The organism is Paraglaciecola sp. G1-13 (genome assembly GCF_055809255.1).
Genome location: NZ_CM147903.1, coordinates 284,406 through 309,011, shown reverse-complemented (window position 1 = coordinate 309,011; position 24,606 = coordinate 284,406). Strand labels below are relative to the sequence as shown.

Here is a 24,606-nt window from a genome sequence, read left to right as displayed (position 1 = left end):
TTTTATACGTGGTTGGTTAATTCAGGAATAACATCGAACAAATCGGCTACCAAGCCATAATCTGCTACTTGGAAAATAGGCGCATCTTCATCTTTGTTGATGGCCACAATCACTTTAGAGTCTTTCATACCGGCTAAGTGCTGTATGGCACCTGAAATCCCCACAGCAATATACAAGTCAGGCGCGACCACTTTACCCGTTTGGCCAACTTGCATGTCATTCGGTACAAATCCAGCATCAACCGCAGCACGAGATGCTCCAACCGCCGCACCGAGTTTGTCGGCCAGGCTGTATAGGATCTCGAAATTGTCGCCGTTACCCATACCACGACCACCTGATACAACAATGGAGGCAGCGGTTAGCTCTGGGCGGTCAGACTTCGCTAGCTCTTCACTTACAAAGCGTGACTGACCGGGGTCAAATTGCTCGCTGATAACATCAACAGTGGCAGAACCCCCCTGTGCACTTACAGCGTCAAAGCCAGTGCCTCGTATGGTAAGTAGCTTGATACTGTCATTTGAGGTGACCGTTGCAATAGCGTTACCTGCATAGATAGGACGCAAAAATGTCTGCGCAGAGACTACGCCTGTTACATCAGAAATCTGATTCACATCAAGCAAGGCTGCTACACGTGGCAAGTAGTTTTTACCGCTGGTAGTGGCAGGAGCAAGTACGTGGCTGTAGCCGCTAGCAAGGCTTGTTACTAATTTCGCGATATTTTCAGCCAACTGATGCTCATAGGCAGCATCATCAGCGTGAAGCACTTTACCAACACCTGAAACTGCCGTTGCTGCATCCACTACGCTTTGGCAGTTATGACCAGCAACCAGCAGTACTATGTCACCACCAATTTGCTGCGCGGCAGCTAAGGTATTTAAGGTAACAGGCTTAAGTTCTTGGTTATCATGTTCTGCAATGACCAAAGTTGTCATATTTATTTCTCCTATTACGTACTACTTAAAGTACCTTAGCTTCGTTTTTCAATTTTTCGACCAATTCAGCCACCGATTCAACCTTGATCCCAGCTTGACGCTGAGCTGGCGCACTGACGCTTTCTAGGGTGATGTTATTTCTCACTTCAACACCTAAGTCGCTTGGGGTTTTCACCTCCAAAGGCTTACGTTTGGCTTTCATTATATTTGGCAATGAAGCGTAACGAGGTTCATTTAGACGTAGATCTGTGGTGATAATAGCAGGCATATCTAGCTCTAAAGTTTGTAAACCGCCGTCAATCTCACGTGTGACTTGAACTTTATCACCGTCAACTTTAACTTCTGAGGCGAAAGTCGCTTGTGGTTGGTCAAGTAGCGCAGCTAACATTTGCCCGGTTTGATTATTATCAGAATCAATAGACTGCTTACCTAGGATCACTAGGCCTGGCTGCTCTTCATCAACCACTGCTTTTAATAATTTGGCGATGCTTAGCGCATCGGCTGATGTATCTAGTTCAATCTGAATACCGCGATCAGCGCCTAGAGCAAGGGCAGTACGAATTTGCTCTTGGCAGGCTTTGGCTCCTATCGACACCACAACGACTTCGCTGGCAACACCGGCTTCTTTAAGACGAACAGCCTCTTCAACCGCAATTTCGCAAAACGGGTTCATGGCCATTTTGACGTTGGTTAAATCTACATCTGTGTTATCTGATTTAACACGCACCTTGACGTTGTAATCAATGACTCGCTTTACCGCTACTAATATTTTCATATTCGTCTCACTTTGTTTGTGACTAGTTCAGAAATGTCCGCCGAGGTAATCCCAGCACTATTTAGAATAATCTTGCGTTTTCTTATGGTTCAATTTTGGTATGAACAGGCGGATTTCACAAGATCTAAAAAAGTCTAACAATTAGCATAAAGGGACAAATAAATAGACTTACTAGCTTGGTTCATCCGTTAATCCCAACTGACAATTATCATGTTATTCAATAGTTGTAGCTAATAATTTTATGCCGGTGGCATAGACGCTCGAATAACAACATTAACTTTAAAGGTCTTTAATTAAAGGGGGGAGCGTACAAAATAAACTACAGGCGCGTAGTGGGTAAGAAATGATTAAGCGCCAGCAAAACGCGATAAAATGTTTTACAATCCGCGAAATTTTAAACGTGTACCCGTCATCACAGGGCTTGCACCACATGAGCGTTGAATTCTTTTGTTGTTGATCATTGATAACTATGACTCTTTTACCCACAACCTTGCGCGGTACTTTGTTACGCTAGGACAAGACGTTAAAGTCGTGCGTAACAACGAGCTCACCTGTGAAGACATAACCGCACTAGCACCTGACTATCTCGTGTTATCACCTGGCCCTTGTACCCCAAATGAATCAGGTATCACGCTTGATGCCATCAAGCAATTTTCTGGCGTGATCCCTATGTTGGGTGTGTGCTTGGGTCATCAAGCTATCGCTCAGGTATTTGGCGCAAAAATTGTGCGCGCGAACAATATAAAGCACGGCAAAATCTCTTATATTACTCATAACGGTAGCGCCTTGTTTAACGACGTTGACACTCCATTTATTGCCACGCGTTACCACTCATTGCTTGTCGACAACGAGTCTTTACCAGAAGAGATTATAGTGACTGCATGGTGCGAGGAAACAGCGCATGAAGAAAAAGGGCACTGCGGAAAAAGGCTCGGCGGAAAAGGGCGCCGCGGAAAAAAGCTAGAAGAATCTACAGGTCAGCACGAAATCATGGCTATCGAACATCGCACACTGGCTATTTATGGTGTGCAATTTCACCCAGAGTCATTGTTAAGCACCAGTGGTTTGCAAATTTTGGCTAACTTTCTAACCGAATCCGCAGATAAACTAACTAAAGCCTAGAAAACTGGCGTAAAAGTGAGGCACAATCCACACTTAACACAATATCCATACACTTAAACTAAGGTCCGTTGAACAGTAAATGACTGCATCATCTACATCAGCTCCCATCGTTGAAACTCGTTTCAAGCAACTGTTTATCGATCTTAAAGTCGCAAAGCAGCAACGCGCCGATGAGAACGCGAAGCCCTCGTCAAAAAAGATAGTTCCTACCCGGGAATTGCTCGCGGTTGAAAAGCAGGCAAGAGATGACAAAAAAGCTAATGAGGAAATTGCTGAGGATTATTTAGGGCGAGTATCGGCAAAATTACATAAAGATATTGAACTTCGTTTATCAGAAGCTTTGGCTGATCAAGAGACCCTTATTGCCAAAGTATTGAACATCGATGCAGTGATTCCGCAAATTTTAGACTTATTGTCCGTGAAGGCATGCACGGTGTCGCGCCTTGAAGTATTAGCCGCGCAAATACCTTGGTTGTATAAAGACTTACTCAAGATGATTAGCTCACCTAAATATCGACGTACTGATAGTAAGGGGAAAATTCTCACAGCGGACACACTTCGGGTCGCATTAAGCTTTTTCGGTCTGGAAAACTTGAAAATGATCGTGCCGCTCTTAACCTTACGCCGTTGCCTTCCGCAAATTACTGACCCCTACCCTCAGATCAAACGCAGAATTTGGGAGCAATGCATCGCTACCGCAATGTCTAGTAAGCGCCTTGCTCGTTTTCATAAAGTCAGTGAAAACCAAGCATTCACCGCAGGAATGCTACAAAGTCTAGGAACGATCGCGGTCGTTAAGCTGTATTTTCGCATTTTTGACCAAGTACAGCTTGAAGCATTAAAAGAAACACAGAACACACTTAAACACCAACGCCATGGTGCACTTACGAAAGTTGAGCCTTCTGCGGATATACTGTTATCTATGCTGGACAAATATGTCCCCCAGACCACGGCGAGCATTATGCAAGGCCTACACTTTCAGCGTTTATTTTTGCATGGTGCTTTTGAACAACTTGCCAGTACACAAAACGATGAAGAGCCGTTGCCTTTAACCACTGTGTTATTGCAAGGCAATGCGTACGCGAAGTATCGAATATTAAAGTTTCACGAATTAGTGACTATCGAAGAAGCAAAAGATTACCTACGACAATACAAGTTCCCAGTGGGCTCATTAGAGGTATTAAAAACCACTGATATGCGTTCAATTGGCTTAGAAGCGGAAGTTGCTGAATAAATCGTTGAAAAAAAGTGTAAATATTCATTCAAGCCGTTTTATCCACTCCAACAACTAACATCGCGAGCTAACTGGCGCGAAGTGAAGACACTTCTTGGTTTTTTACCTAATCCCTAGATTAAATACTTATTCACTATTCCTGCAAGTTCACTCAATCCCTTTAAAAATAAGGGTTTAGCTAGGTTGCCTATGCAGACAAGCTGTGTTTAATCTGAAATAATGGTTGTCTATTTTATGCCCTAGGCTATTAAATTTGGAGACAACCTACATGCAAGTGACCCGCGAATTATTTAACGAAGTAATGGTACCTAACTATAACCCAGCCGACATTATTCCGGTGCGCGGTTTGGGCGCGCGCGTATGGGATCAAGAAGGTAACGAATATATCGATTTCGCTGGTGGCATCGCAGTAAACGTTTTAGGCCATTGTCATCCAGAATTAGTCAACGTACTAAAAGAGCAAGGTGAAAAGCTTTGGCACTTAAGCAACGTGTTGACCAATGAGCCTGTTTTACGCCTAGCGAAAAAGCTAACTGACGCAACGTTCGCTGAAAAAGTCTACTTCGCTAATTCAGGCGCCGAAGCCAATGAAGCGGCTCTGAAACTTGCACGCCGCTTTGCGCTGGATAACTTTGGTCCTGAAAAAGACCAAATCATCTCTTTCAAACAAGGTTTTCATGGTCGTACATTCTTCACTGTGACCGTCGGCGGCCAAGCGGCCTATTCTGATGGTTTCGGGCCTAAGCCTGGTGCAATTGATCACGTTGATTATAACGATTTAAGCGCTCTTGAAGCCGTTATGTCTGAGCGCACCTGCGCCGTAATGATGGAGCCCTTACAAGGCGAAGGCGGTATCATCAGCCCAACAGAGGCTTTCGTGCAAGGGGTTCGTGATTTATGTGACAAGCACAACGCACTTCTTATCTTTGATGAAGTGCAATCAGGTGTCGGTCGTACCGGCGAGCTATACGCTTATATGGGCTTAGGCGTCACGCCAGATATACTCACCTCAGCAAAAGCACTAGGCGGTGGTTTTCCGATCGGGGCCATGCTTACCACTACCGCTATTGCCGCCCATTTAAAAGTGGGTACTCACGGTAGCACGTATGGCGGTAACCCTCTTGCCTGCGCCGTAGCTGAAAAAGTACTGGATATTGTCAATACCCCTGAAGTATTAAACGGTGTGAAGCAAAAAGAACAACAGTTCCGCGAAGGCCTAAAGGCTATTAACGATAAGTATCATGTTTTCGATGAAGTGCGTGGACAAGGCCTATTGCTAGGCTGTGCCCTAAACGAGAAATACCAAGGTCGCGCACGAGACTTCCTTGTTGCCAGTGCAAAAGAGAAGCTAATGTGTTTAGTCGCCGGCGCTAACGTGGTGCGTTTCGCGCCGTCATTGATCCTGACCGATGCCGATATTCAGGAAGGTTTAGCCCGTTTCGAGCGCGCAGTTGCCGCTGTCGTAAACGCCTAAACCACCACAGAGAATGCGAACATGATCATCATTCGCCCGATACAGCACAGCGATTACGCTGTGCTACACGACATTGCTGTTGAATCAGGCATAGGCTTTACCTCTTTGCCTGTGAATGAAACTTTGTTAAAAAGCAAAATTACGGATTCTGAAGCGGCTTTTCAAGCGCACATCAGCCAGCCAGGTAATGAGAGTTACTTGTTCGTAATGGAAGACACCAGCACATCTCAGGTAGTCGGTACAAGCGGGATCGCCTCTAGTGTCGGCCTTGACGATGCGTTTTATCACTACCACCTAAGTAAAGTGGTACATGCATCCCGTGAGCTAGACATCTACAACACAGCTGAAATATTGACCCTGTGCAACGATTACACTGGTGTGTCGGAAATATGCACCTTGTTTTTACGTGAATCAGCGCGCAAAGGTAACTGCGGCCGGTTCCTGTCTAAAGTGCGCTTTTTGTTTATGATGGAACATAAAGAGCGCTTCGCCGAAACCGTTATCGCGGAAATGCGCGGGATCAGTGATGAAGATGGCAAGTCACCGTTTTGGCAGTGGTTAGAAGAACACTTTTTCTCAATGGATTTCCCTACCGCGGATTACCTTACTGGCATAGGTCAGAAACAGTTTATTGCAGAATTAATGCCTAAGTATCCTATTTACGTGAGCTTGCTCAGTAAAGAAGCTCAAGCGGTTATCGGCAAAGTGCATGACAAAACAAAACCCGCACTTAGGCTACTAGAAAGCGAAGGCTTTAGCTGTCGAGGTTACGTTGATATTTTTGACGCTGGCCCCACAGTAGAAGCAAACCTAACCCATATTCGTACTGCCCAGGCAAGTCGCAAAATGGCGGTTAGAATTGATGAGACAGCGTCAGTAACAGAGACCGAATATTTTGTGATCAACACGAAAATCGCAGAATTTCGCGCCATTGCCACGTCTCTCAATATTGATGAAGCAAACGAGCAGGCCATAATCTCTCAGGCCGCAGCAGATCATCTTGGTATTCAAGATGGCGAGTTTATCCGCTTCGCTCCGACAACATTTAAGGTGTAATGTATGACACAACAAACCCATTTTATTGCAGGCCAATGGCATGCAGGACAAGGCCATGATATCGAATCAATCGATCCGGCCAAAAAGCGTCAAATTTGGCTGGCTAAATCGGCCTCATCAGAGCAAGTGAATCAAGCGGTTAGCAGCGCTCGAGAAGCAACCGTAGCTTGGGCTGCATGCACGTTTGAACAGCGACTCGCTTATGTAAAACGGTTTGGTGAACTATTGGCTGAAAACAAAGATATGCTGGCCTTAACAATCGCCCAAGAAACTGGCAAGCCACTGTGGGAAACCGCCACGGAAGTCGGCGCCATGATGGGTAAAATTGGCATTTCAGAACGCGCCTACCAAGAACGTACTGGTCTAGTTGAAAACCCAATGCCTGTAGGTAAAGCGTTCATTCGCCACAAGCCCCACGGCGTCGTAGCTGTCTTTGGCCCTTACAACTTCCCTGGTCACTTACCTAACGGTCATATTGTACCTGCTTTGTTAGCGGGAAACTGTATCGTATTCAAGCCTAGCGACTTAACCCCATTAGTGGCTGAAAGAACCGTTCAGTTATGGGAAAAAGCAGGTTTACCTAAAGGCGTGCTTAACTTAGTGCAGGGTGAAGTAGAAACAGGTAAAGCCCTTGCGGCGCACCCTGACCTTGACGGCCTATTTTTCACCGGCAGCTCTCGTACTGGTAAAATATTGCATGAGCAATACGCTGGACACCCTGGCAAAATTTTAGCGTTAGAAATGGGCGGTAATAACCCCCTAATCGTCAAAGACGTAAGCGATATTGACGCCACCGTGCACGACATTATTCAGTCTGCGTTTGTCACCTCTGGGCAACGCTGCACCTGTGCTCGTAAACTGTTTTTAGAAAACAATGCTCAAGGTGATGCCATTCTTGCCCGCCTAATCGAGGTGACTAAAAACATCAAAATCGGTGATTACGACGCTGACGAACAACCTTTTATGGGCGCAATGATTTCTAAAAATGCCGCCCACGCTATGGTGATGGCGCAACAACAGTTACTTGATTTAGGCGCAACCTCGCTGGTAGAACTGACTCACTTAGATCCTGAATCTGGCTTTGTAAGCCCAGGTATTATTGACGTGACGGCTATGGTTGAACAGATGCCTGATGACGAACACTTTGGCCCGTTGTTAAAAGTGGTTCGCTTCGATGATTTTGACCGAGCCATTTCACTGGGTAACAATACCAAGTTTGGCTTATCTGCTGGTTTGTTGTCTGACAGCGAAGATTTGTATCAGCACTTTTACCAACGTATTCGCGCGGGTATCGTCAATTGGAACCGTCCTATTACTGGTGCTAGCGGTGCTGCACCATTTGGCGGAGTCGGTGAAAGTGGTAACCATAGAGCCAGCGCCTATTACGCCGCTGACTACTGTGCATACCCTGTTGCATCTGTTGAATTAGAAAAAGTCACCTTACCCGGTAGCCTAAATCCTGGTCTGAACTTTTAGTCAAGCAACACTACATTTGACAATGCTGCGGGATGATTACCCCACATAATGATTTTATTAAGCCTGCTATGCAGGCTTTTTTGTATCTCTTGAGTACAAATTTTGGATTTAGGGGATGACAGAACACGGATTAGACCTTAAAATCAATTAATAATATAATAGTACTAATTAACCAAATATTAACATGGTGTGTCTAAATGTCTAAATTCGATCCTGTAGATCACTCTCATCGCCGTCGTAATCCATTGACCAATGACTGGGTACTTGTGTCCCCTCATAGGGCTAAACGCCCTTGGCAAGGTCAAGTGGAAAAACCGCAACAAAATGATAGTGCGGCACACGATCCAAATTGTTATCTATGCGCCGGTAATACGCGCATCAATGGCGAAGTGAATCCTGAATATAAAGACACCTTCGTTTTCACTAATGACTTTGCGGCATTGATGAAAGACACGCCCGCGTCAGAGCAAGAAAATGACGATTTATTTACGGTAGAAGCCGCTCGCGGCACCAGTCGTGTTATTTGTTTTTCACCGGCGCACAATAAGTCGCTACCCGAACTTCCGTTACCTGCCCTTGAGAAAGTCGTTCAGACGTGGCGTGACCAGGTGGCTGAGTTATCCAAGGATTACGCATGGGTTCAAGTGTTTGAGAACAAAGGCGCGGCCATGGGTTGTTCTAACCCTCATCCCCATGGTCAAGTATGGGCGAATGACTTTATACCGAATGAGGTACGTAAAGCTGATGTTAACCAACGTGCCTATTTCGACAAGCACAACAGCTCGCTATTGCTCGACTATGCGCAAAAAGAATCAGCCAGTGGCGAGCGTACAGTGGTTGAAACCGATCATTGGATTGCTGTAGTACCTTATTGGGCTGCTTGGCCTTTCGAAACACTTCTAATGCCTAAATTCAGTTGTGCCCGTTTCGACGAAATGAACGACGCACAACAGGCAGACTTAGCCGTAGCCCTTAAAAAACTCACCAGCCGCTACGACAATTTATTTCAGTGCTCTTTCCCTTACTCAATGGGTTGGCACGGCGCGCCACATAACACTGATGTCACTGAGCATTGGCAGTTGCATGCACATTTTTACCCGCCGCTATTACGCTCAGCAACAGTACGTAAGTTTATGGTGGGCTATGAAATGATGGCAGAGCCACAACGCGACCTTACCCCAGAGCAAGCGGCACAAAAGCTACAAGCCTTGAGTGATGTTCATTACAACGAATCAAACGGAGCCTAATGGGATGAAAATTATTTCTCAACAAGCCATCGACGACCTCAACGCCATATATCTTGAGGTGTTTCAAACACCGCCCGCTCGTCACTTTCAAGCCCCAGGGCGTGTGAATTTGATTGGTGAGCACACGGACTACAACGACGGTTTTGTATTACCTTGTGCTATCAACTACCAAACGCTAGTGGCTGTAACGCCTAGAGAAGATGACCTAGTGCGTGTTGTCGCTGCAGATTATGACAACGAACGCGATGAATTTTCACTCAGCTCTAACATAGAGCCCCACCCTACTCAGCTATGGAGCAATTACATCCGTGGCGTGATCAAACACCTGCAGATGCGCGGCTTACAATGTAAAGGCGTTGATATGGTAGTGACGGGCAATGTGCCACAAGGTGCGGGCCTTAGCTCTTCTGCGTCCCTTGAAGTGGCCATCGGTGAAACATTTCGCCAGTTATTTGATTTACCCCTGACCTCGGCTGATGTTGCCCTTAATGGTCAAGAAGCTGAAAACCAATTTGTCGGTTGTAATTGCGGCATTATGGATCAAATGGTCAGTGCATGCGGTGCCCAAAACAACGCGCTATTGCTAGATTGCCGCTCGCTGGAAACACAACTTATCTCCATGCCGAAAGAGCTTGATGTGGTTATTATCAACTCGAATGTAAAACGCGGCTTAGTTGACAGCGAATACAATACCCGCCGCGAACAGTGCGAAGAAGCCGCCAGGATTTTGGGTATCAAAGCACTTCGTGACATCAGCCTAGTGGACTTGCAAGCGCAAAAAGACAAGCTACCAGAGGTAGTGTATCGCCGGGCTCACCATGTGGTATCTGACAGCGAACGTACACTACAAGCAGCAGATGCTTTGCGTGCTGGTGATGCAAAAACCTTGTCTCGTTTGATGGCTGAATCACACGCATCTATGCGTGATGATTTTGAAATCACGGTTAAGCCTATTGATTTTATCGTAGCAACTCTCGCAGAGTACCTAGGCGAACATGGTGGTGTTCGTATGACCGGTGGCGGTTTCGGTGGCTGTATCGTCGCTCTTATGCCAAGAGAAATGGTCGCTGGTGCCCAGCAGTTAATTGCTGAGCGTTATGAAGCTGAAACGGGTTATAAAGAAACGTTTTACGTATGCTGCGCCAGTGACGGTGCCGGTGAAGTACGCTTTTAACGCACTTACACTTAAAACGAAAAAGGTAGCGGTTATCTTGTATCACTCGCTACCTTTTTTTGTGCCTTTCGTTAATGTCTGAGCTCTGTGCCTCGGTTACCACACAGCCAACATATATGATAAATGGATGGGCACTATACGCGTTTCTTTTTACCCAGTATCACCAGTAACATGCCGCCTAAAATAGCCATCGATGACAACAATAAATGTGAGGTAATGGGCTCTGCGACTAACAACACTCCACCAAAAGCCGCAATAATGGGTACTGACAGCTGACACACCGCCGCCACACTGCTATCTAATTTGGGCAATACTTGATACCAAATCGCATAACCAATGCCTGAGGCAAGTGCTCCCGATGCCAACGCATAACTCACCCCTTCAAACGTTAAACGTGCTGTTGGCATAAAGATCGCCATTAATATCAGTCCAAATGGCAAACAGCGCATAAAGTTTGCCCCGGTAGACTCTAATGCATGGGTCGATTTCGCCCCCGCTAAGCTATACAGACCCCATGCTATACCAGCCAATGCCATGACAAGTGCCCCTACCAAGCTCGGTGACGATAACGCTGGCATAACGAAATACACAAACCCTAGCAATGAAATGACTACGCCTGCGCTGGCGATAGCATTCATGCGGTTGCCCGATAATCTGGACACAAACAACATGGTAAATTGCACCGCAGCAAATAATATCAAGGCGCCAGTCGCGGTTGGTAGCGTCACGTAAGCATAAGAAAACCCAGCAGCGTAAGCGAAAAGATATCCTGCTTGTCGCCAACTACCATAGGCATTTAACGCCGTTAAGCTGCGGAAACTACTAGGTGATTTCAACAACATGATCAAGCCAAGTACTAAGGCCGCAGATGCAATGCGCAACCCTGTGAAACTCATGGGATCCATGTTTTGCTCGTCTAACGCAAGTCGGCAGAACACAGAATTGGCCGCGAAGGCGATAAGCGTGATAAACGTTAAGGAAACAAGGGATAACACAGACATAAATTATAAAAGTAACCAAGTCGCTGTGCCTAAAAAGGCAAAAATTCCTACCACATCGGTAATGGTCGTTAAGATCACACTACCTGCAAGCGCAGGGTCGATATTCATTTTCTTCATCATTACCGGCAACATGGCACCCGCTAACCCCGCCGCGATCATATTCACCATCATAGCGAATGCGATGACTCCACCTAGCATCACATCTTGCTTCCATAACGCAATAACGGAAGCAATAAGCATCGCCCAAATCACGCCATTGAAAAATCCAATTGCCAGCTCTTTGCCAATCAACCAGCGGGCGTTACTGTCACTCACGTGACCCAAAGCCATGCCCCGTATAACCAAGGTTAATGTTTGGTTACCCGCTGCCCCGCCCATACTGGGCACTATGGTATTTAAAATGGCTAATACCGCCAATTGGCTTAGCGTGGCTTCAAATAAATCGCTCACTGCGGCCGCCATCAATGCCGTGACTAAATTCACACCCAACCATACAGACCGTTTCTTGGTACTTTTTATGACGGGTGCAAAGGTATCTTCTTCATCATCAAGACCTGCCATGCTCATCATGGAGTGTTCAGCGCCTTCACGAATGATGTCTACTACGTCATCTATCGTAATACGCCCCACTAGGCGGTTTTCTTTATCAATAACCGGTGCTGACAGCCAATCGTAACGCTCGAACAGGCTGGCCACCTCATTTTCGTGCATATCCACAGGCACAGCCACCGAGTCTTGGGTCATTAACTTTTCAACTTTGACCGCAGGACGTGCAGTCAGTAGTTCGGTCACTGGCACACTGCCAATAAGCTGGTCGTTGCGGTCAACTACATAGAAGGTATCTGTGCCTTTGGGGATATTTCCTTTGAGACGTAAATATCGCAAAATCACATCAACGGTGACTTCAGGGCGCAACGTGATCGTGTCGGTGTTCATAATGAAACCGGCTGTGTCTTCACCGTAGGAAAGTGCCTGTTCGGCCCGTTGTCTGTCTTGCTCGTCCATGGAGCTAAGTGCATCTTGCGACACTGCTTCAGGCAGGCCAGATAGGGTTTCCACCAAATCATCTGTGTCCATCTCTTCTAGCGCATCAGCCAGAATTTCAGGCACCATTTGGCGAATAATACCGTTTCGTACGTCCTCGGAGAGATCCTCTAGTACGTCACTGTATTGATCGGGTTCGATTAACTGCCAGATTTCTGAGCGTGTGCGACTACGGCTAGACTCGAGCAGCAGCGCCACATCACAGGGCGGCATAGTGCTCAGTACTTCGCGCACTTGCACTATCATGCCATCGTTTAAGGCCTCGTTAATCTCTTCGATTTGATTGCTAAGTTTTTTTGCTTCTTGAGAATCAGGCATAAAATTATTTACCTAGAAAACGTGGGCTTAACATCTTGATTTGTGGCCTATATTCTAAAGGATGCTCGTTGTGATAGCAGTATTAAAATTGTCCTTTTTTGTGATTTAATAGCGCTTAACTCAAAACAGCGCTTTGACGCTTAATGTTGGCTTAAGCTAACGGCGTTATGCTGAGACTTTGATTAAAGGGTGATGACAATGCGAATTTTACTGGTGGAAGATGATCGCTCTTTGAGCGATGCCCTAAGTCAATCTCTTCGCAGCGAAGGCTACGCTGTCAATGGTGCCTGCACAGCAGCTCAAGCGTTATCAGCGTTGGCTACAGGGGAGTTCACCATAATGATCCTAGACTTAGGCTTACCAGACATGGATGGCCTTGAAGTGCTACGCCAAGCCCATCGCAACAAACACAGCGTACCTACGCTCATTCTCACAGCCAGAGACAGCATGACAGATAAAATCACAGGCCTAGATTCTGGTGCCGATGATTACCTTGCTAAACCGTTTGATATGCAGGAGCTACTAGCACGTTTGCGAGTCATGGAACGACGATTAGGGACCGCTACAAGTTCGCTCATTAACATAGGCAATGTCGTGCTTGATTTGGCGACGCATCAAGTCACCGCTGACAACAATGAGAAAGAGCTCTCACGCCGAGAATTCATGCTACTTAAGGCTTTAATGGAAAATGCCGGACGTATTCAATCTAAGAGCCAGCTTGAAACAAAACTGTATGAGTGGGGTGATGAGCTATCGAGCAATGCAATAGAAGTTCACATACACAATTTGCGTAAAAAGCTGCCTAAGGATTTCATTAAAACCATTCGCGGCGTAGGTTACAGCGTGACAAACCGCGTGAGCGCCTAATCTTCATGCGCTCCATTCGCCGCCAACTCACGCTCTTACTCATCGCCTTATTGATATTAATTAGCTTCAGCGCCGCATTGCAAGGATATCGTTCGAGCATGCATAAATCCTCTGAGCTATTTGATGCCGAGTTAATGGCGTTAGCCAAGAGCTTTACGCGTGTATTCGCAATACAGCGCAATGAAACATTTGATGCAGGTGAGCAAATTGCCGTGCAATTGTGGCAAGAAAAGCACCTGATTAAACGGTCAACAAATACCCCACAACATAACATTGGCAGGTTTAAGTCAGGCTTTAGCGATAAGAATTTTTCAGGCAAGCGCTGGCGTGTCTATTCACACACATTCGATGATAAGCACACCTGGGTCATGGTAGCTCAGCCGTTGCAGAACCGCTTTGAACTGGCTGACAAAATGATCATTTCCGCGATGGCGCCTATTATCATGGCGATCCCGTTGCTGGCGATCATTATCTATTTCGCTGTAAATAGAGGGCTTAGGCCATTGCGCAGCCTATCAGATGCACTACAGCGCCGCTCTCCTCGAAATTTTTCACCTTTGGTTTTGCAAGAGCCAGCAATTGAATTGGTACCCATGGTCAATACACTCAATTCATTGTTAAGCCGACTGCAAGCAGCCTTTGAGCGAGAGCAGCAGTTTGCGTCTAATGCCGCTCACGAGCTGCGTACACCTTTAAGTGTGCTGAAAATTAATTTACATAATTTGCGCAAAGAAGCCACCAGCGACAGCTATGTTCAACGTATAGACAAACTCCACCAAGATACGGATCGCATGATCCATGCGATCAACCAAATACTCTTACTAAGTCGAACCAACCCTGAGTATTTTGAAGCGAACAGTACACAGGTAGATGCTTATCATATTGCACAAAGTGTTATTTCAGAAATGTACACCAGCATTGACAACAAACATCAAACCATTGAGTTGATTGGTAGTACCCAAATTATATTAAGTAGCGAGTTTGCCCTGCTGACACTGATGCAAAACCTGATTGGTAATGCCCATAAGTATGCCCCCGTTAAAGGGGTAATTCAGGTCATCGTGCAACAAGATGAACATGATGTTCTGATACAAGTTGACGATTCCGGCAGTGGGCTTAACGATGATGAATATACAAAAGTGCTGGAGCGCTTTTATCGTTCTAGCAAACATATGACGCAAAAAGCGCCGGGTATTGGGTTAGGCTTAGCGATAGTAAAACAGATCGTTGATTTGCATCATGGCTTTGTGCATTTGCAGCGTTCAGAGTTAGGTGGCTTGTCGGTGCAAGTTCATCTGCCTAAAACGCGAAGAGAAGAGGTAAGCAGTGCAAAAGTATAAATATTGCTTAACCATCATACTGTTCATCCATTCAGCTTTTGTTTTTGCCCTGCCTGAGATGACCATCACCATTCGGGATCATTTATTTTATCCATCCGAGGTGCTTGTCCCTTCCGGTCAAAAGGTAAAGTTAGTGTTTATTAATCACGATCCCACTCCAGAAGAAATAGACAGCTTCGAGCTGAACCGTGAAAAAGTCGTTTTTGGTAATGCCAAGGCCAATGTTTACATAGGTCCTTTAGAAGAAGGGGAATACCAATTTTTCGGGGAATTCCATCCTGCAAGCGCGGTGGGCAAGGTCATAGTGATATCGCCAGAGGCGTATGCAAATGCTCATTAATACTGTCATCCTTTTTCTACGAGATGCCTTGCCCATTTTTGTTTTATTAAGCTTGTTGCGGGTTTATGTGGGAACACCTTGGAAACAATTATCTCTCGGTTTCGCAACAGGTATTTTATTGGCTGCTGTAGTGGTGTTGAATCAACAAATCATCAGTCAATGGTCTTTTGGAGCGGGCTATGAATTGCTAAAGAGTTTGACGCTTATCTGTGCCTATTTAATGTCAGCCTGGTTAATCATTAATAATCGCAACAGCGTATTTTGGCTCGCAGGTGCCGTAGTAGCGGTATTTGTTGTGCCAAGAAGTGCTGAGTTTTCTATCTATGTGGTGGGGTTTTGGCTTCAAAAAGACGCATTAGTACCTATCGTACTTGGCACAACACTAGGCCTAGGGATTTGCATCAGTGTGGCTATCTTATTAGACGTCATCTTAGGCAGTGTAAAAAGACGGTACTTAGTGCAATTCACATTTTCGTTATTTATTGCCGGACAAGTGGCCAACGTGGTGTTGCTATTACAGCAAATTGATTGGTTGACTGACCCAGGCCCACTATGGAATATGAGCGCATTTATTTCTGATGAAAGCGAATATGGGCATTTATTGAAAGTGCTAATCGGTTACGAGGCGGCACCGAGCAGCTACTACTTATCCACCTTGTGTTTTGCGCTATTGCTTCCCTTTGCGATCCGGGCGATTCGACTCACTTTTAAGCGCCATAAGGTTTCAAATTTGGAGAACCAAACATGATCTCCCGTCTGTCTTTACTCATTTTCGTTGTCACTACGCTGATTTCAAGCATAGCCGCAGCTCAAGAGCGCCAATCAAACAACGTAGTAGATAAGATTTATCACCCTTATGTGCTGCCCTTAGAGCAAGAATTTGAGTGGCGAATCATGTCTCGGCAAAACGATGAGGGCAACGCGTTGGTGCAGCGTGTGTCATTCGGTCATTCGATTGACAACCGCCTTACGCTGCAAGCCTACCTTGTAGGTGATCGTGACGAAACAGACGATTTCGGATTGGTCGCATACGAATTAGAAGCCAGATGGATGCTGACCGAACAAGGTAAGTACTTCGCTGACTGGGGGGCTTTATTCGAGATAGAAAAAGCACATCAAGAAGACAGCTGGGAATTTACTACAGGTATATTGGTAGAAAAGGAGTTCGGCCGCTCAAGCGTTACCAGTAACTACCTGATGGTGTATAAGTTTGGCAATATAGTAGACAACTCGTTTCATTCAGAGTTTAGGCTGCAGTATCGCTATCGATTTATCCCTGAAATTCAGCCTGCGATTGAGTTATACACTGCCGAGGATTTTGTTGGACTTGGCCCCTCATTTATGGGGATCCATCGTTTCGAAGCGCAAAAGCAGATTAAATGGGAATTAGGTTTTATCGCAGGTTTGAATGGCGATAGCAAAGACCACACCTTGCGCGCTTCACTAGAATTTGAATTTTAGTATTTCTTATATAAGCAGCAGCCTCAGACATTTTTGGGCTGCAGCCGCTTACAGATGAAACGTATGCAGCGAAGATAAAACGTGCCACTGAGCTTTGCCAGCATCGACTTTCACTTCTATGTGCAAGCCGTTGTTTTCGTCATTAAAGTGCGCGTACGCGTTCGCCGCTTTTGAACGATTGCGTTGATAAGCATACGAAAATTTAACCAACTCTAATGAATGCACTAATGCCAAATAGTTTGGCATTAGCCAGCTAAATGCATCAAGTAGCCATGCATCTTGGTTAAGCTTGTTCTGCAAATCGTTTGGGTATTGCCCGTCAAGTTGACATTTATTACCCACAAACTTAAGAGTAAACTGAAGCTGATGCTCGGTATTGGTATTTGTTATCACTGAACCTTTCTTCGTTATCACTGAACCTTTATTCGTTTTCACTGAGTCTTCATTCGTTATCACTGGAGCGTGCGTCATTCCTGTATCTTGCAACATCTCACAGTGAGTTTCGATTCGCTCTAGTAGGCGCTCAGTCTCTTCACGCATATAGTAATCAAGACCCGTGATGGCTTGGTATCGCACGGGAACATCTGTTATGCATAATTGAGGTAGCAATTGCTGCAATATAGGAGCTGAGCCGATTTTTGGCTTAGGGGTGTGCGCAACGCGTTGTTGGCTATTTTGGGCAAGTTGTATATGGGTAGAACCTATCATGAAAGAACCTAGTGCTAGCCTAGCGGCGCAGTTAACAATGAATCAGATACCGCAACTCAGCAGAGATTATGCCAACGCTATAATTTCCTTTATATTCATACAGTTAAATTTTCATTGACGGGAAAATAGTCTCGTTTAATTGCATGTGTCATTTTTCTGACTGAGGCAGTGAGTAAGCCAAAAAGTCTGAAGGGATGAAGGGATGAAGGGATGAAGGGATGAAAATGAAGTAATGAAGGTGGGAACGATAACAAGAAGGCAATGTGTAAATCTATGGAAGTGCGACGATGCAAGGTGTAAAGATTCGAACGCGTGAACAAGTCAAACCTGAGCTGTTACACCTGAGCTGTTACACCTGTGCAAAGAAAAAGCCGAACTCGTTTTCACTCAGTTCGGCTTTATACGCTTTACTAATGTAGCTTGTTTAAAATAGCTTGTTAATATAGTCCGTTAATGCAGCCCATAAGCGCGCTAATTTACGGGCGCTCAATGACCAGTCTGAAATACACCAAATTATCTAGGTCATTATCTGCTGACCAAATCCACTTGGCACCAGCGGAGCCATTCAACCGGCTTACTCGTGAGCGCCAAGGGTTCGCCCCATACGAGCCATACGCTCTGGCATTGCCCCAACTGCTGTCATCAAAAGCCTGAGTATTCCAATCATCAAACGTTTGAGTAGAGATTTTCCAATCACTGTCACTAACGATAACCCCTTGCTCAGTCTCTATTTTGGCAATAAGCGCTGCAATGCCGTCAACATCTTGCGCTTTAACAGCCAGTACATTGCGACCAGAAACGAGTTCTACGGTATAACTTTTAGCGTACATCCAGTTGGTAGACGAGCCTAAGAACACACCGTTAAAATAGGTATCCTCGAAATTATCGACCGAAATAGTAATCGTCGCCATTTCAGAGGTCATAGGCGCTCCAGCAATAGACAAACTTAGTTCTAGCTGAGCTTGTTCTCCGATAGTATCAGTTGCCTCAACCGTGAATACAAACTCGCCTGGCGCATCAGGTGTACCTGCTAACTCACCACTTTGCGCGTCTAGCGACAACCCGCTGGGTAAGTCCCCACTAACCACAGACCATAAGAATGATTCGCTGCCACCGCTGGCGCTTAATGTCACGGAATAGGTTTCCCCCACCTGACCTTCAACTAACGCTTGGGTGTTGATAACGACTGGCTCAGGCGCGGGTTCTTCGCTTGCTGCGATGTGATAGCGAAAGTACACAGTGTTGTCGTCATAACGCGCATCTGACCAGAGCCACTGTGCTTGGCTGCTGCTTGGCCACCATTTTACTTTTTTATACCATGGCCATACACCGTAATAGCCATAGGTACTGGCCGCTTGCCACTGACTGTCATCGAAATCAGTTTGCTGCCATCCTTCAACAAATTCGGTAGACACTTTCCAATTTTCATCGCTGTAAAATGGTTGTCCATCAAGATCTAACTGGGCTATTAATGCGGCCAAGCCATCAACGTCCATTGCTTTGACCGCTAAAACGTTATCCACCTGAGTCACATTGACGTTATATAATTTACTGGCTTTCCAATCGCTGGACCCACCTAACAACACACCATTAAAATATAGCTCTTCTGAGTTATCCACACTGATTCGAATGCTGAGCTGCTGGTCTATTTCAGGCTTTGGCATTAAGTTTTCGGCCGCCGCCCCAATAGCGATACGCCCAAACGTCAGTGAACCGGAGTCGACTGCTTTTGCTGTGTTCAATAAAGCACTTAAAATTTGCGTTTTATCTGGTGTATTTTCTAAAGAGGCCAGCGCTGCAAAGGCACCCGCGACATGGGGAGCTGCCATCGAGGTCCCTTGAGCAGAAGAATATTTGCCCCCTGGAACAGATGATTGAATACTGGTACCTGGTGCAAGTAGAGTAAGAAAGTCAGCTTTATTGGTAAACCAAGCCATACCATCACCGTCAGTGGTGGCACCGACGCTAACGGCATTACTCACACAACCTGGCGCACTGATTTTATTGCTGTAGCCGTTATTACCTGAGGCGATTACAACAGCGATCCCTGCATCGTTCAACTTACTGACCGCGCTAGCATAACTGCGATTGGCTGAGTCACATGCACTTTGCGATAAATATCCACCAGCGCCAAGGCTAATGTTCACGGCAGGGATCGAATAAGTATTGCGCAGGGCGTAAACGCGCTCTAGTCCTTGAATAACGTCGGAGTCATAAGCGCCTAAACAAGGCGGGCTACCGCTACAATAATCGTTGTCTAAGATTTTCGAGAACACCTGAATAGCAATAATGTCAGCGTCTTTTGCCACCCCATGCAGGTTTTCGCTGCTGCCTGCAACAATACCAGCCACGTGAGTCCCGTGATAACAACCATTGAAATCACAAGCCTGTGCTGCGCCTTGGGCAATTTCGTCATTATTACCGCTTGGGCAAATTGAATCAGAAAAGCCCGAACTGCGATGAGTAGAAAAGCATGCTTCTGACACGACTTTAGCGCTTAAAAAAGGGTGATCAGATTCAACACCTGAATCTAGCACAGCCACCGTCTTCCCCGCTCCAGTTGCCCCTATTTCATAAGCGTTTTCAGTGCCGATTATAGCGGTGCTTTGTGCCAACGAAGGCTGACGAATTTGATCTATTTGAATACTTTTAACTTGGGATGATTTCTCTAATGCGCTCAGGGCTTTGGTATCTATGTCATACACAACCAAAGGCATGTGAGTAAAACTATGTTTGAGTACCGCCCCTGACTGACTAAGCGTCGCTTGCAAGCTCGCTTGTGCGCTGGCAATCGCTTGCAAGGTAAATTGCTCACTCGCCTGCTCTTGCGCCTCAGCGGACTTTTCTGTGGTGGACTGTTCTGTGATAGGCTGTTGTGAATCTGATTGTAGCGCCAATGCTGTGTTGTTGGTCTCTAGATTAAGTTCGACTATTACCCGAATCGTGTCCTCTTTTTGTAGCTGGGTAACAAGCAATTCATGTTGCTTAGCGTTTAGAACATTAGGCTGGGCCTCAACTTCTGTCAGCTCGATTGCCGCGCTGTTTGCAGCAAAAAACACACACAAACAACCCACAAAGTAGCCTGTGAATCGGTCTAAAAGATCATTTTTCATGATTTCTCTCGCAAAGCAGTAAACACTTATCTTACTCTATAAATGTTGTTAAGTTCCGGAAGTAAGGTATCGAAATTCAGGCTATCGAATACCCTCCTTTCAAGGCGGTTCGAAACATAATTTCGTATGTAACCAAGTAATACATAGTCGCTTTGAATAACAACTAGCCTTTAGTTTTAAACACAATGTTAAATTTTCATGAGCTATGTACTTTAATTCTATATAGCGAATGCAAACTTTAGGTTACGCAAGGTATGATTCTGCCACAGCAAGGCCTAAATGGATATAAAGGCTAAGCTTGGCAACCACAAACACATAAAAAATAGCCGTTGCAAACACTAGGTAGAGCTCGCAATTTACCTCGCTGTAACATTTATTCGACACACAGAGATATATCACATGCAAGATGTCACAAGCGCCACTGAGTTATTGGTGCAAAGTTCTAATACTTACTTTTTACTCATAGGCGCCATCATGGTTTTTGCCATGCACGCGGGCTTTGCTTTTTTAGAAGTGGGTACCGTACGTCATAAAAATCAGGTCAATGCATTAGTTAAGATCATCACGGATTTTGGTGTGTCTTGTGTTGCTTATTTTTTCATTGGTTATTGGGTCGCTTACGACACCACTTTTTACAGCAGCGCGAGCGAGCTAACCACCAACAACGGTTACGACCTCGTTAAGTTTTTCTTCTTGATGACGTTTGCCGCTGCCATTCCGGCCATTATTTCAGGCGGTATTGCTGAGCGTGCCAAGTTTAACCCATTCTTACTGGCATCTGCGGTCATCGTTGCCTTAGTGTATCCCTTCTTTGAAGGCATAGTGTGGAACGGCAATTACGGCGTGCAAGATTGGATAGAGCAAACAACCGGCGCCCAATTCCATGACTTTGCAGGCTCAGTGGTTGTGCATGGGATCGGCGGTTGGTTAGCCTTGGTGGCGGTATTCTTCTTAGGTTTGCGTAATGGACGTGTTAAAGACAAAAAGCTTATCGCTTTTGCCCCGTCTAACATTCCTTTTCTAGCCCTCGGAACATGGATTTTATGTATTGGTTGGTTTGGCTTTAACGTTATGTCAGCACAAACCCTTGATGGCATCAGCGGCTTAGTGGCCATGAACTCTCTTATGGCCATGGCCGGTGGTATTATTGCCGCTTGGTTATTTGGCAAAAATGATCCTGGTTTTGTTCACAATGGCCCCCTTGCTGGCCTAGTGGCTATCTGCGCGGGCTCGGATATTGTGCATCCGATTGGTGCACTAGCCATTGGTGTAGTAGCAGGATGGCTATTTGTCACCTTGTTTACCTTTATTCAAAAAAGTAAGAAATTAGATGATGTGCTGGGTGTTTGGCCATTACACGGTCTGTGTGGTGCATGGGGCGGTATCGCAGCTGGGATTTTTGGCAGCGAAAGTCTAGGCGGATTAGGCGGCGTTAGTATAGCGGCTCAAGCGATCGGCACCATAGGGGGGATTCTTGTCGCCCTCATAGGCGGGGTGATTGTTTACGGCGTAATTAACGTCATCACAGGGCTGCGTTTAACAGAAGAAGAAGAGTACAACGGCGCCGATTTAACCATTCACCGTATTGGCTCAACCAACGACGACTAACTACTTTATTGAATTTAACCTACCCGCCGCTGCAATAGCGGCGGCTTATTTACCCCACCTAATTTATAAAAATTCCGTCAAATAATGCTCTTAGCCATGAGAGAGCAGAATCCTGCTCAGTGTTTTTATGCCAGTAAAGGTGCGTGGAAATATCAGCTATGTTGACGGGCAAACTGACCAGTTGCACATCATCCTGCTTAAGATGCTCAGCAATTCTGCGCGGTACCGTCAGTAAATGATTAGAGCAGGCGACCATGCCCTTCGCAGAATAATAATTCTGACAGCGGATCACGACTTTGCGTGACAAGCCTTGTTGTTGAAAGAGTAAATCTTCAACTGATGCGCCACTTGAACGATTCGATACCCCTATGTGTCCGGCATTAAAGTAAGCGTCCTTGGTTAAGCGATCTGCCAAAGGATGGTCTTTACGCACTAAGACACAAAATTCATCGTCTATCAGTTTTTGGTGCAATACAGGGGACTTAATCGGCAAAGCAACGTCTAATGCTAAATCGATATGGCCAGCGCCCAGATCCCGCGTTAAGGTAATGCGATCGACCCTGACGCTAGAAAACGTCACTTTTGGTGCCAGCAAAGCGAGTCGCTCAGTCAGTGCAGGCAAGATGCTAGGCTCTAACGCGTAATGCATACCAATTCTAAAATGGTGCTCACTGGTTAACGGCTGAAACTCTCCCCAGTGCTGCATTATTTGGCGTAATCGGGTCAGGTTATCAATGATCAGCGGGGCCATTCGTTGGCAGGCTGGCGTGGGCAGCATACGATTGTTACTACGCTGAAATAGCGGGTCTCCTAGACATTCGCGTAAACGCTTAATGGAGTGGCTTACCGCAGAGGGCGTAATGTGCAAAGCTTCTGCGGTACGGGTCATATTCTGTTCTACATACAAACTTTCAAAAACTTTTAACAAGTTCAAATCGAGCTTTTTAAGAGCGTGAATGTCAGCCATAATCGCACCAATACATAATGAATAATATTCATAGTATACCTGTACTATTTTTCATTTCATTCAATTTAAAAATACCGTTATGCTCCCTCCATACAATGTAAGCCATTAACGAACAGTAAGGATAAATCATGGATTTTGCTCATAGTGAAAAAACTCAAGATTATATTGCCCGCGTAAAAGCATTTATGGATCAACATGTTTACCCAGTAGAAGAGCAGATTTATCGTGAAACGGAAGAATTAAACCCCACAGGCGACTGGACGAAGTGGCAGATGCATCCTTTTATCGAACCACTTAAAAAGAAAGCGCAACAAGCCGGTTTGTGGAATCTTTTTTTACCAGACGATGAGTTAGGCCAAGGCCTGACTACCTTAGAATACGCACCGTTAGCTGAAGAAATGGGCCGCGTGTTATTCGCCTCTGAAATATTTAACTGTAATGCCCCTGATACCGGCAATATGGAAGTGCTTTACCATTTTGGCAACGAGCAGCAAAAAGACCAATGGCTTAAGCCATTACTGGCAGGCGAAATTCGCTCAGTGTTTGGTATGACTGAGCCAGATGTTGCTTCATCAGATGCCACGAACATGCAAGCCACAGTAGAAGTGGATGGCGATGAATTGGTACTAAACGGTAAAAAGTGGTGGTCAACAGGTTTAGGCCACCCGAATGCCAAAGTGACTATTTTTATGGCGTTATCAAACCCAGAGAATAACAAGCACAGCCAACACAGTATGGTGATTGTGCCGCTTGATACCCCAGGTATTGAAATTAAACGCATGCTCAGTGCCTATGGTGATTTTGATGCGCCTTCAGGTCACGGTGAAATGCACTTTACCAACGTACGCGTACCAAAAGAAAACTTACTGGTGGGGTTAGGTCAAGGTTTTGCAATCGCACAGGGCCGCTTAGGACCGGGCCGTATTCACCATTGTATGCGTTCCATCGGCGCGGCTGAAAAAGCGTTAGAACTTGCTATGAAACGCAGTATGAGCCGCAGTGCATTTGGTAAGCCTCTACTTAAACTTGGTGGTAACGGCGAACGTATCGCTCAAGCCCGTATCGCTATTCATCAAGCGCGCTTAATGACACTGCATGCCGCATGGAAAATCGACGAAGTCGGCGTTAAAAATGCCATGACTGAGATTTCTGCAATTAAAGTGGCTGTGCCTAAAATGTTGCAGGACGTGGTTGATATGTCAGTACAACTGCACGGCGGTGCAGGCATGAGCAGTGATTTCCCACTGGCTCGTTTTGCAGCAGGCGCCCGAGCACTGCGTTTAGCCGATGGTCCTGATGAAGTGCATATGGGCATGGTAACTCGCTTAGAACTGAAGAAATACACCTAG

Annotated in this window: 21 protein-coding genes; 14 read left to right on the top strand and 7 right to left on the bottom strand. The window is 45.7% G+C overall.

Translation table 11 applies throughout. The features are described 5' to 3' along the window. Positions 1-2: 2 nt before the first annotated feature. Positions 3-932 (bottom strand): electron transfer flavoprotein subunit alpha/FixB family protein, encoded by a 930-nt coding sequence (locus AC0L6N_RS01350; RefSeq protein WP_473478151.1) that lies wholly within the window; start codon positions 930-932, stop codon positions 3-5. Between the two features lie 25 nt (positions 933-957). After that, positions 958-1,707 (bottom strand): electron transfer flavoprotein subunit beta/FixA family protein, encoded by a 750-nt coding sequence (locus tag AC0L6N_RS01345; RefSeq protein WP_473478148.1) that lies wholly within the window; start codon positions 1,705-1,707, stop codon positions 958-960. A gap of 447 nt (positions 1,708-2,154) precedes the next feature. Between AC0L6N_RS01345 and AC0L6N_RS01340 the strand changes: the two genes are divergently transcribed. From AC0L6N_RS01340 to galK, 7 genes are all read left to right on the top strand, one after another. Further along, positions 2,155-2,829: an anthranilate synthase component II gene (locus AC0L6N_RS01340; protein WP_473478146.1), complete on the top strand. Its 675-nt coding sequence runs from the start codon at positions 2,155-2,157 to the stop codon at positions 2,827-2,829. 79 nt (positions 2,830-2,908) lie between these two features. Then, positions 2,909-4,063 carry an HDOD domain-containing protein gene (locus AC0L6N_RS01335; RefSeq protein WP_473478143.1) on the top strand — a complete coding sequence of 385 codons (1,155 nt, stop codon included), beginning with the start codon at positions 2,909-2,911 and terminating at the stop codon, positions 4,061-4,063. 268 nt (positions 4,064-4,331) lie between these two features. Continuing rightward, a complete protein-coding gene (locus AC0L6N_RS01330) occupies positions 4,332-5,537 on the top strand; it encodes an aspartate aminotransferase family protein (RefSeq protein WP_473478140.1) in 1,206 nt (401 codons plus the stop codon). Between the two features lie 21 nt (positions 5,538-5,558). After that, positions 5,559-6,593, top strand: a complete 1,035-nt coding sequence (gene astA / locus AC0L6N_RS01325; protein WP_473478137.1) for an arginine N-succinyltransferase — start codon at positions 5,559-5,561, stop codon at positions 6,591-6,593. 3 nt (positions 6,594-6,596) lie between these two features. Next, a complete protein-coding gene (gene astD / locus AC0L6N_RS01320) occupies positions 6,597-8,069 on the top strand; it encodes a succinylglutamate-semialdehyde dehydrogenase (protein WP_473478134.1) in 1,473 nt (490 codons plus the stop codon). 197 nt (positions 8,070-8,266) lie between these two features. Then, positions 8,267-9,316, top strand: coding sequence for a UDP-glucose--hexose-1-phosphate uridylyltransferase (locus tag AC0L6N_RS01315; protein WP_473478131.1), 1,050 nt, complete (start codon positions 8,267-8,269; stop codon positions 9,314-9,316). A 4-nt stretch (positions 9,317-9,320) separates the two neighbouring features. Further along, entirely contained in the window at positions 9,321-10,490 is a 1,170-nt protein-coding gene (gene galK / locus AC0L6N_RS01310; RefSeq protein WP_473478128.1) for a galactokinase, read from the top strand. Between the two features lie 134 nt (positions 10,491-10,624). Here galK and AC0L6N_RS01305 read toward each other — a convergent pair whose 3' ends face one another. Both AC0L6N_RS01305 and mgtE read right to left on the bottom strand, forming a co-directional pair. Then, a complete protein-coding gene (locus AC0L6N_RS01305) occupies positions 10,625-11,491 on the bottom strand; it encodes a DMT family transporter (RefSeq protein WP_473478125.1) in 867 nt (288 codons plus the stop codon). Positions 11,492-11,494: 3 nt separating this feature from the next. After that, positions 11,495-12,853 (bottom strand): magnesium transporter, encoded by a 1,359-nt coding sequence (gene mgtE, locus AC0L6N_RS01300; RefSeq protein WP_473478122.1) that lies wholly within the window; start codon positions 12,851-12,853, stop codon positions 11,495-11,497. Between the two features lie 198 nt (positions 12,854-13,051). Here mgtE and AC0L6N_RS01295 point away from each other — a divergent pair, with 198 nt between their 5' ends. The 5 genes from AC0L6N_RS01295 (at position 13,052) to AC0L6N_RS01275 (ending at position 16,861) form a co-directional block, all read left to right on the top strand. Next, on the top strand, positions 13,052-13,720 hold the full coding sequence (locus AC0L6N_RS01295; RefSeq protein WP_011573536.1) for a response regulator: 669 nt from the start codon (positions 13,052-13,054) through the stop codon (positions 13,718-13,720). Between the two features lie 98 nt (positions 13,721-13,818). After that, a complete protein-coding gene (locus tag AC0L6N_RS01290; protein ID WP_473478119.1) occupies positions 13,819-15,060 on the top strand; it encodes an ATP-binding protein in 1,242 nt (413 codons plus the stop codon). Further along, positions 15,047-15,400, top strand: coding sequence for a cupredoxin domain-containing protein (locus AC0L6N_RS01285; RefSeq protein WP_473478118.1), 354 nt, complete (start codon positions 15,047-15,049; stop codon positions 15,398-15,400). Before AC0L6N_RS01290 ends, AC0L6N_RS01285 begins: the two co-directional genes overlap by 14 nt. Further along, on the top strand, positions 15,390-16,148 hold the full coding sequence (locus AC0L6N_RS01280; RefSeq protein ID WP_473478115.1) for a high-affinity iron transporter: 759 nt from the start codon (positions 15,390-15,392) through the stop codon (positions 16,146-16,148). The genes AC0L6N_RS01285 and AC0L6N_RS01280 overlap by 11 nt, the downstream gene beginning before the upstream one ends. After that, positions 16,145-16,861: a hypothetical protein gene (locus AC0L6N_RS01275; RefSeq protein ID WP_011573532.1), complete on the top strand. Its 717-nt coding sequence runs from the start codon at positions 16,145-16,147 to the stop codon at positions 16,859-16,861. Before AC0L6N_RS01280 ends, AC0L6N_RS01275 begins: the two co-directional genes overlap by 4 nt. A gap of 48 nt (positions 16,862-16,909) precedes the next feature. On the opposite strand, the gene AC0L6N_RS01270 is transcribed toward AC0L6N_RS01275, so the two are convergent. Together AC0L6N_RS01270 and AC0L6N_RS01265 are read right to left on the bottom strand one after the other, a co-directional pair. Further along, a complete protein-coding gene (locus AC0L6N_RS01270) occupies positions 16,910-17,569 on the bottom strand; it encodes a hypothetical protein (protein WP_473478112.1) in 660 nt (219 codons plus the stop codon). A 476-nt stretch (positions 17,570-18,045) separates the two neighbouring features. After that, entirely contained in the window at positions 18,046-20,682 is a 2,637-nt protein-coding gene (locus AC0L6N_RS01265) for a S8 family serine peptidase (protein WP_473478110.1), read from the bottom strand. 399 nt (positions 20,683-21,081) lie between these two features. On the opposite strand from AC0L6N_RS01265, the gene AC0L6N_RS01260 reads away from it, so the two are divergent. Beyond that, positions 21,082-22,290: an ammonium transporter gene (locus AC0L6N_RS01260; protein WP_473478109.1), complete on the top strand. Its 1,209-nt coding sequence runs from the start codon at positions 21,082-21,084 to the stop codon at positions 22,288-22,290. Positions 22,291-22,348: 58 nt separating this feature from the next. Here AC0L6N_RS01260 and AC0L6N_RS01255 read toward each other — a convergent pair whose 3' ends face one another. Next, positions 22,349-23,257, bottom strand: a complete 909-nt coding sequence (locus AC0L6N_RS01255; protein ID WP_473478107.1) for a LysR family transcriptional regulator — start codon at positions 23,255-23,257, stop codon at positions 22,349-22,351. 128 nt (positions 23,258-23,385) lie between these two features. Here AC0L6N_RS01255 and AC0L6N_RS01250 point away from each other — a divergent pair, with 128 nt between their 5' ends. Next, the gene (locus AC0L6N_RS01250) at positions 23,386-24,606 is read left to right on the top strand and encodes an acyl-CoA dehydrogenase family protein (protein ID WP_011573527.1); all 1,221 of its coding nucleotides are present in this window, start codon (positions 23,386-23,388) and stop codon (positions 24,604-24,606) included.

Coding starts and splice junctions, on each gene's coding strand:
- AC0L6N_RS01350 (WP_473478151.1), bottom strand. CDS start 932: ATGACAACTTTGGTCATTGCAGAACATGATAACCAAGAACTTAAGCCT.
- AC0L6N_RS01345 (WP_473478148.1), bottom strand. CDS start 1,707: ATGAAAATATTAGTAGCGGTAAAGCGAGTCATTGATTACAACGTCAAG.
- AC0L6N_RS01335 (WP_473478143.1), top strand. CDS start 2,909: ATGACTGCATCATCTACATCAGCTCCCATCGTTGAAACTCGTTTCAAG.
- AC0L6N_RS01330 (WP_473478140.1), top strand. CDS start 4,332: ATGCAAGTGACCCGCGAATTATTTAACGAAGTAATGGTACCTAACTAT.
- astA (WP_473478137.1), top strand. CDS start 5,559: ATGATCATCATTCGCCCGATACAGCACAGCGATTACGCTGTGCTACAC.
- astD (WP_473478134.1), top strand. CDS start 6,597: ATGACACAACAAACCCATTTTATTGCAGGCCAATGGCATGCAGGACAA.
- AC0L6N_RS01315 (WP_473478131.1), top strand. CDS start 8,267: ATGTCTAAATTCGATCCTGTAGATCACTCTCATCGCCGTCGTAATCCA.
- galK (WP_473478128.1), top strand. CDS start 9,321: ATGAAAATTATTTCTCAACAAGCCATCGACGACCTCAACGCCATATAT.
- AC0L6N_RS01305 (WP_473478125.1), bottom strand. CDS start 11,491: ATGTCTGTGTTATCCCTTGTTTCCTTAACGTTTATCACGCTTATCGCC.
- mgtE (WP_473478122.1), bottom strand. CDS start 12,853: ATGCCTGATTCTCAAGAAGCAAAAAAACTTAGCAATCAAATCGAAGAG.
- AC0L6N_RS01295 (WP_011573536.1), top strand. CDS start 13,052: ATGCGAATTTTACTGGTGGAAGATGATCGCTCTTTGAGCGATGCCCTA.
- AC0L6N_RS01290 (WP_473478119.1), top strand. CDS start 13,819: ATGCATAAATCCTCTGAGCTATTTGATGCCGAGTTAATGGCGTTAGCC.
- AC0L6N_RS01280 (WP_473478115.1), top strand. CDS start 15,390: ATGCTCATTAATACTGTCATCCTTTTTCTACGAGATGCCTTGCCCATT.
- AC0L6N_RS01275 (WP_011573532.1), top strand. CDS start 16,145: ATGATCTCCCGTCTGTCTTTACTCATTTTCGTTGTCACTACGCTGATT.
- AC0L6N_RS01270 (WP_473478112.1), bottom strand. CDS start 17,569: ATGATAGGTTCTACCCATATACAACTTGCCCAAAATAGCCAACAACGC.
- AC0L6N_RS01265 (WP_473478110.1), bottom strand. CDS start 20,682: ATGAAAAATGATCTTTTAGACCGATTCACAGGCTACTTTGTGGGTTGT.
- AC0L6N_RS01260 (WP_473478109.1), top strand. CDS start 21,082: ATGCAAGATGTCACAAGCGCCACTGAGTTATTGGTGCAAAGTTCTAAT.
- AC0L6N_RS01255 (WP_473478107.1), bottom strand. CDS start 23,257: ATGGCTGACATTCACGCTCTTAAAAAGCTCGATTTGAACTTGTTAAAA.
- AC0L6N_RS01250 (WP_011573527.1), top strand. CDS start 23,386: ATGGATTTTGCTCATAGTGAAAAAACTCAAGATTATATTGCCCGCGTA.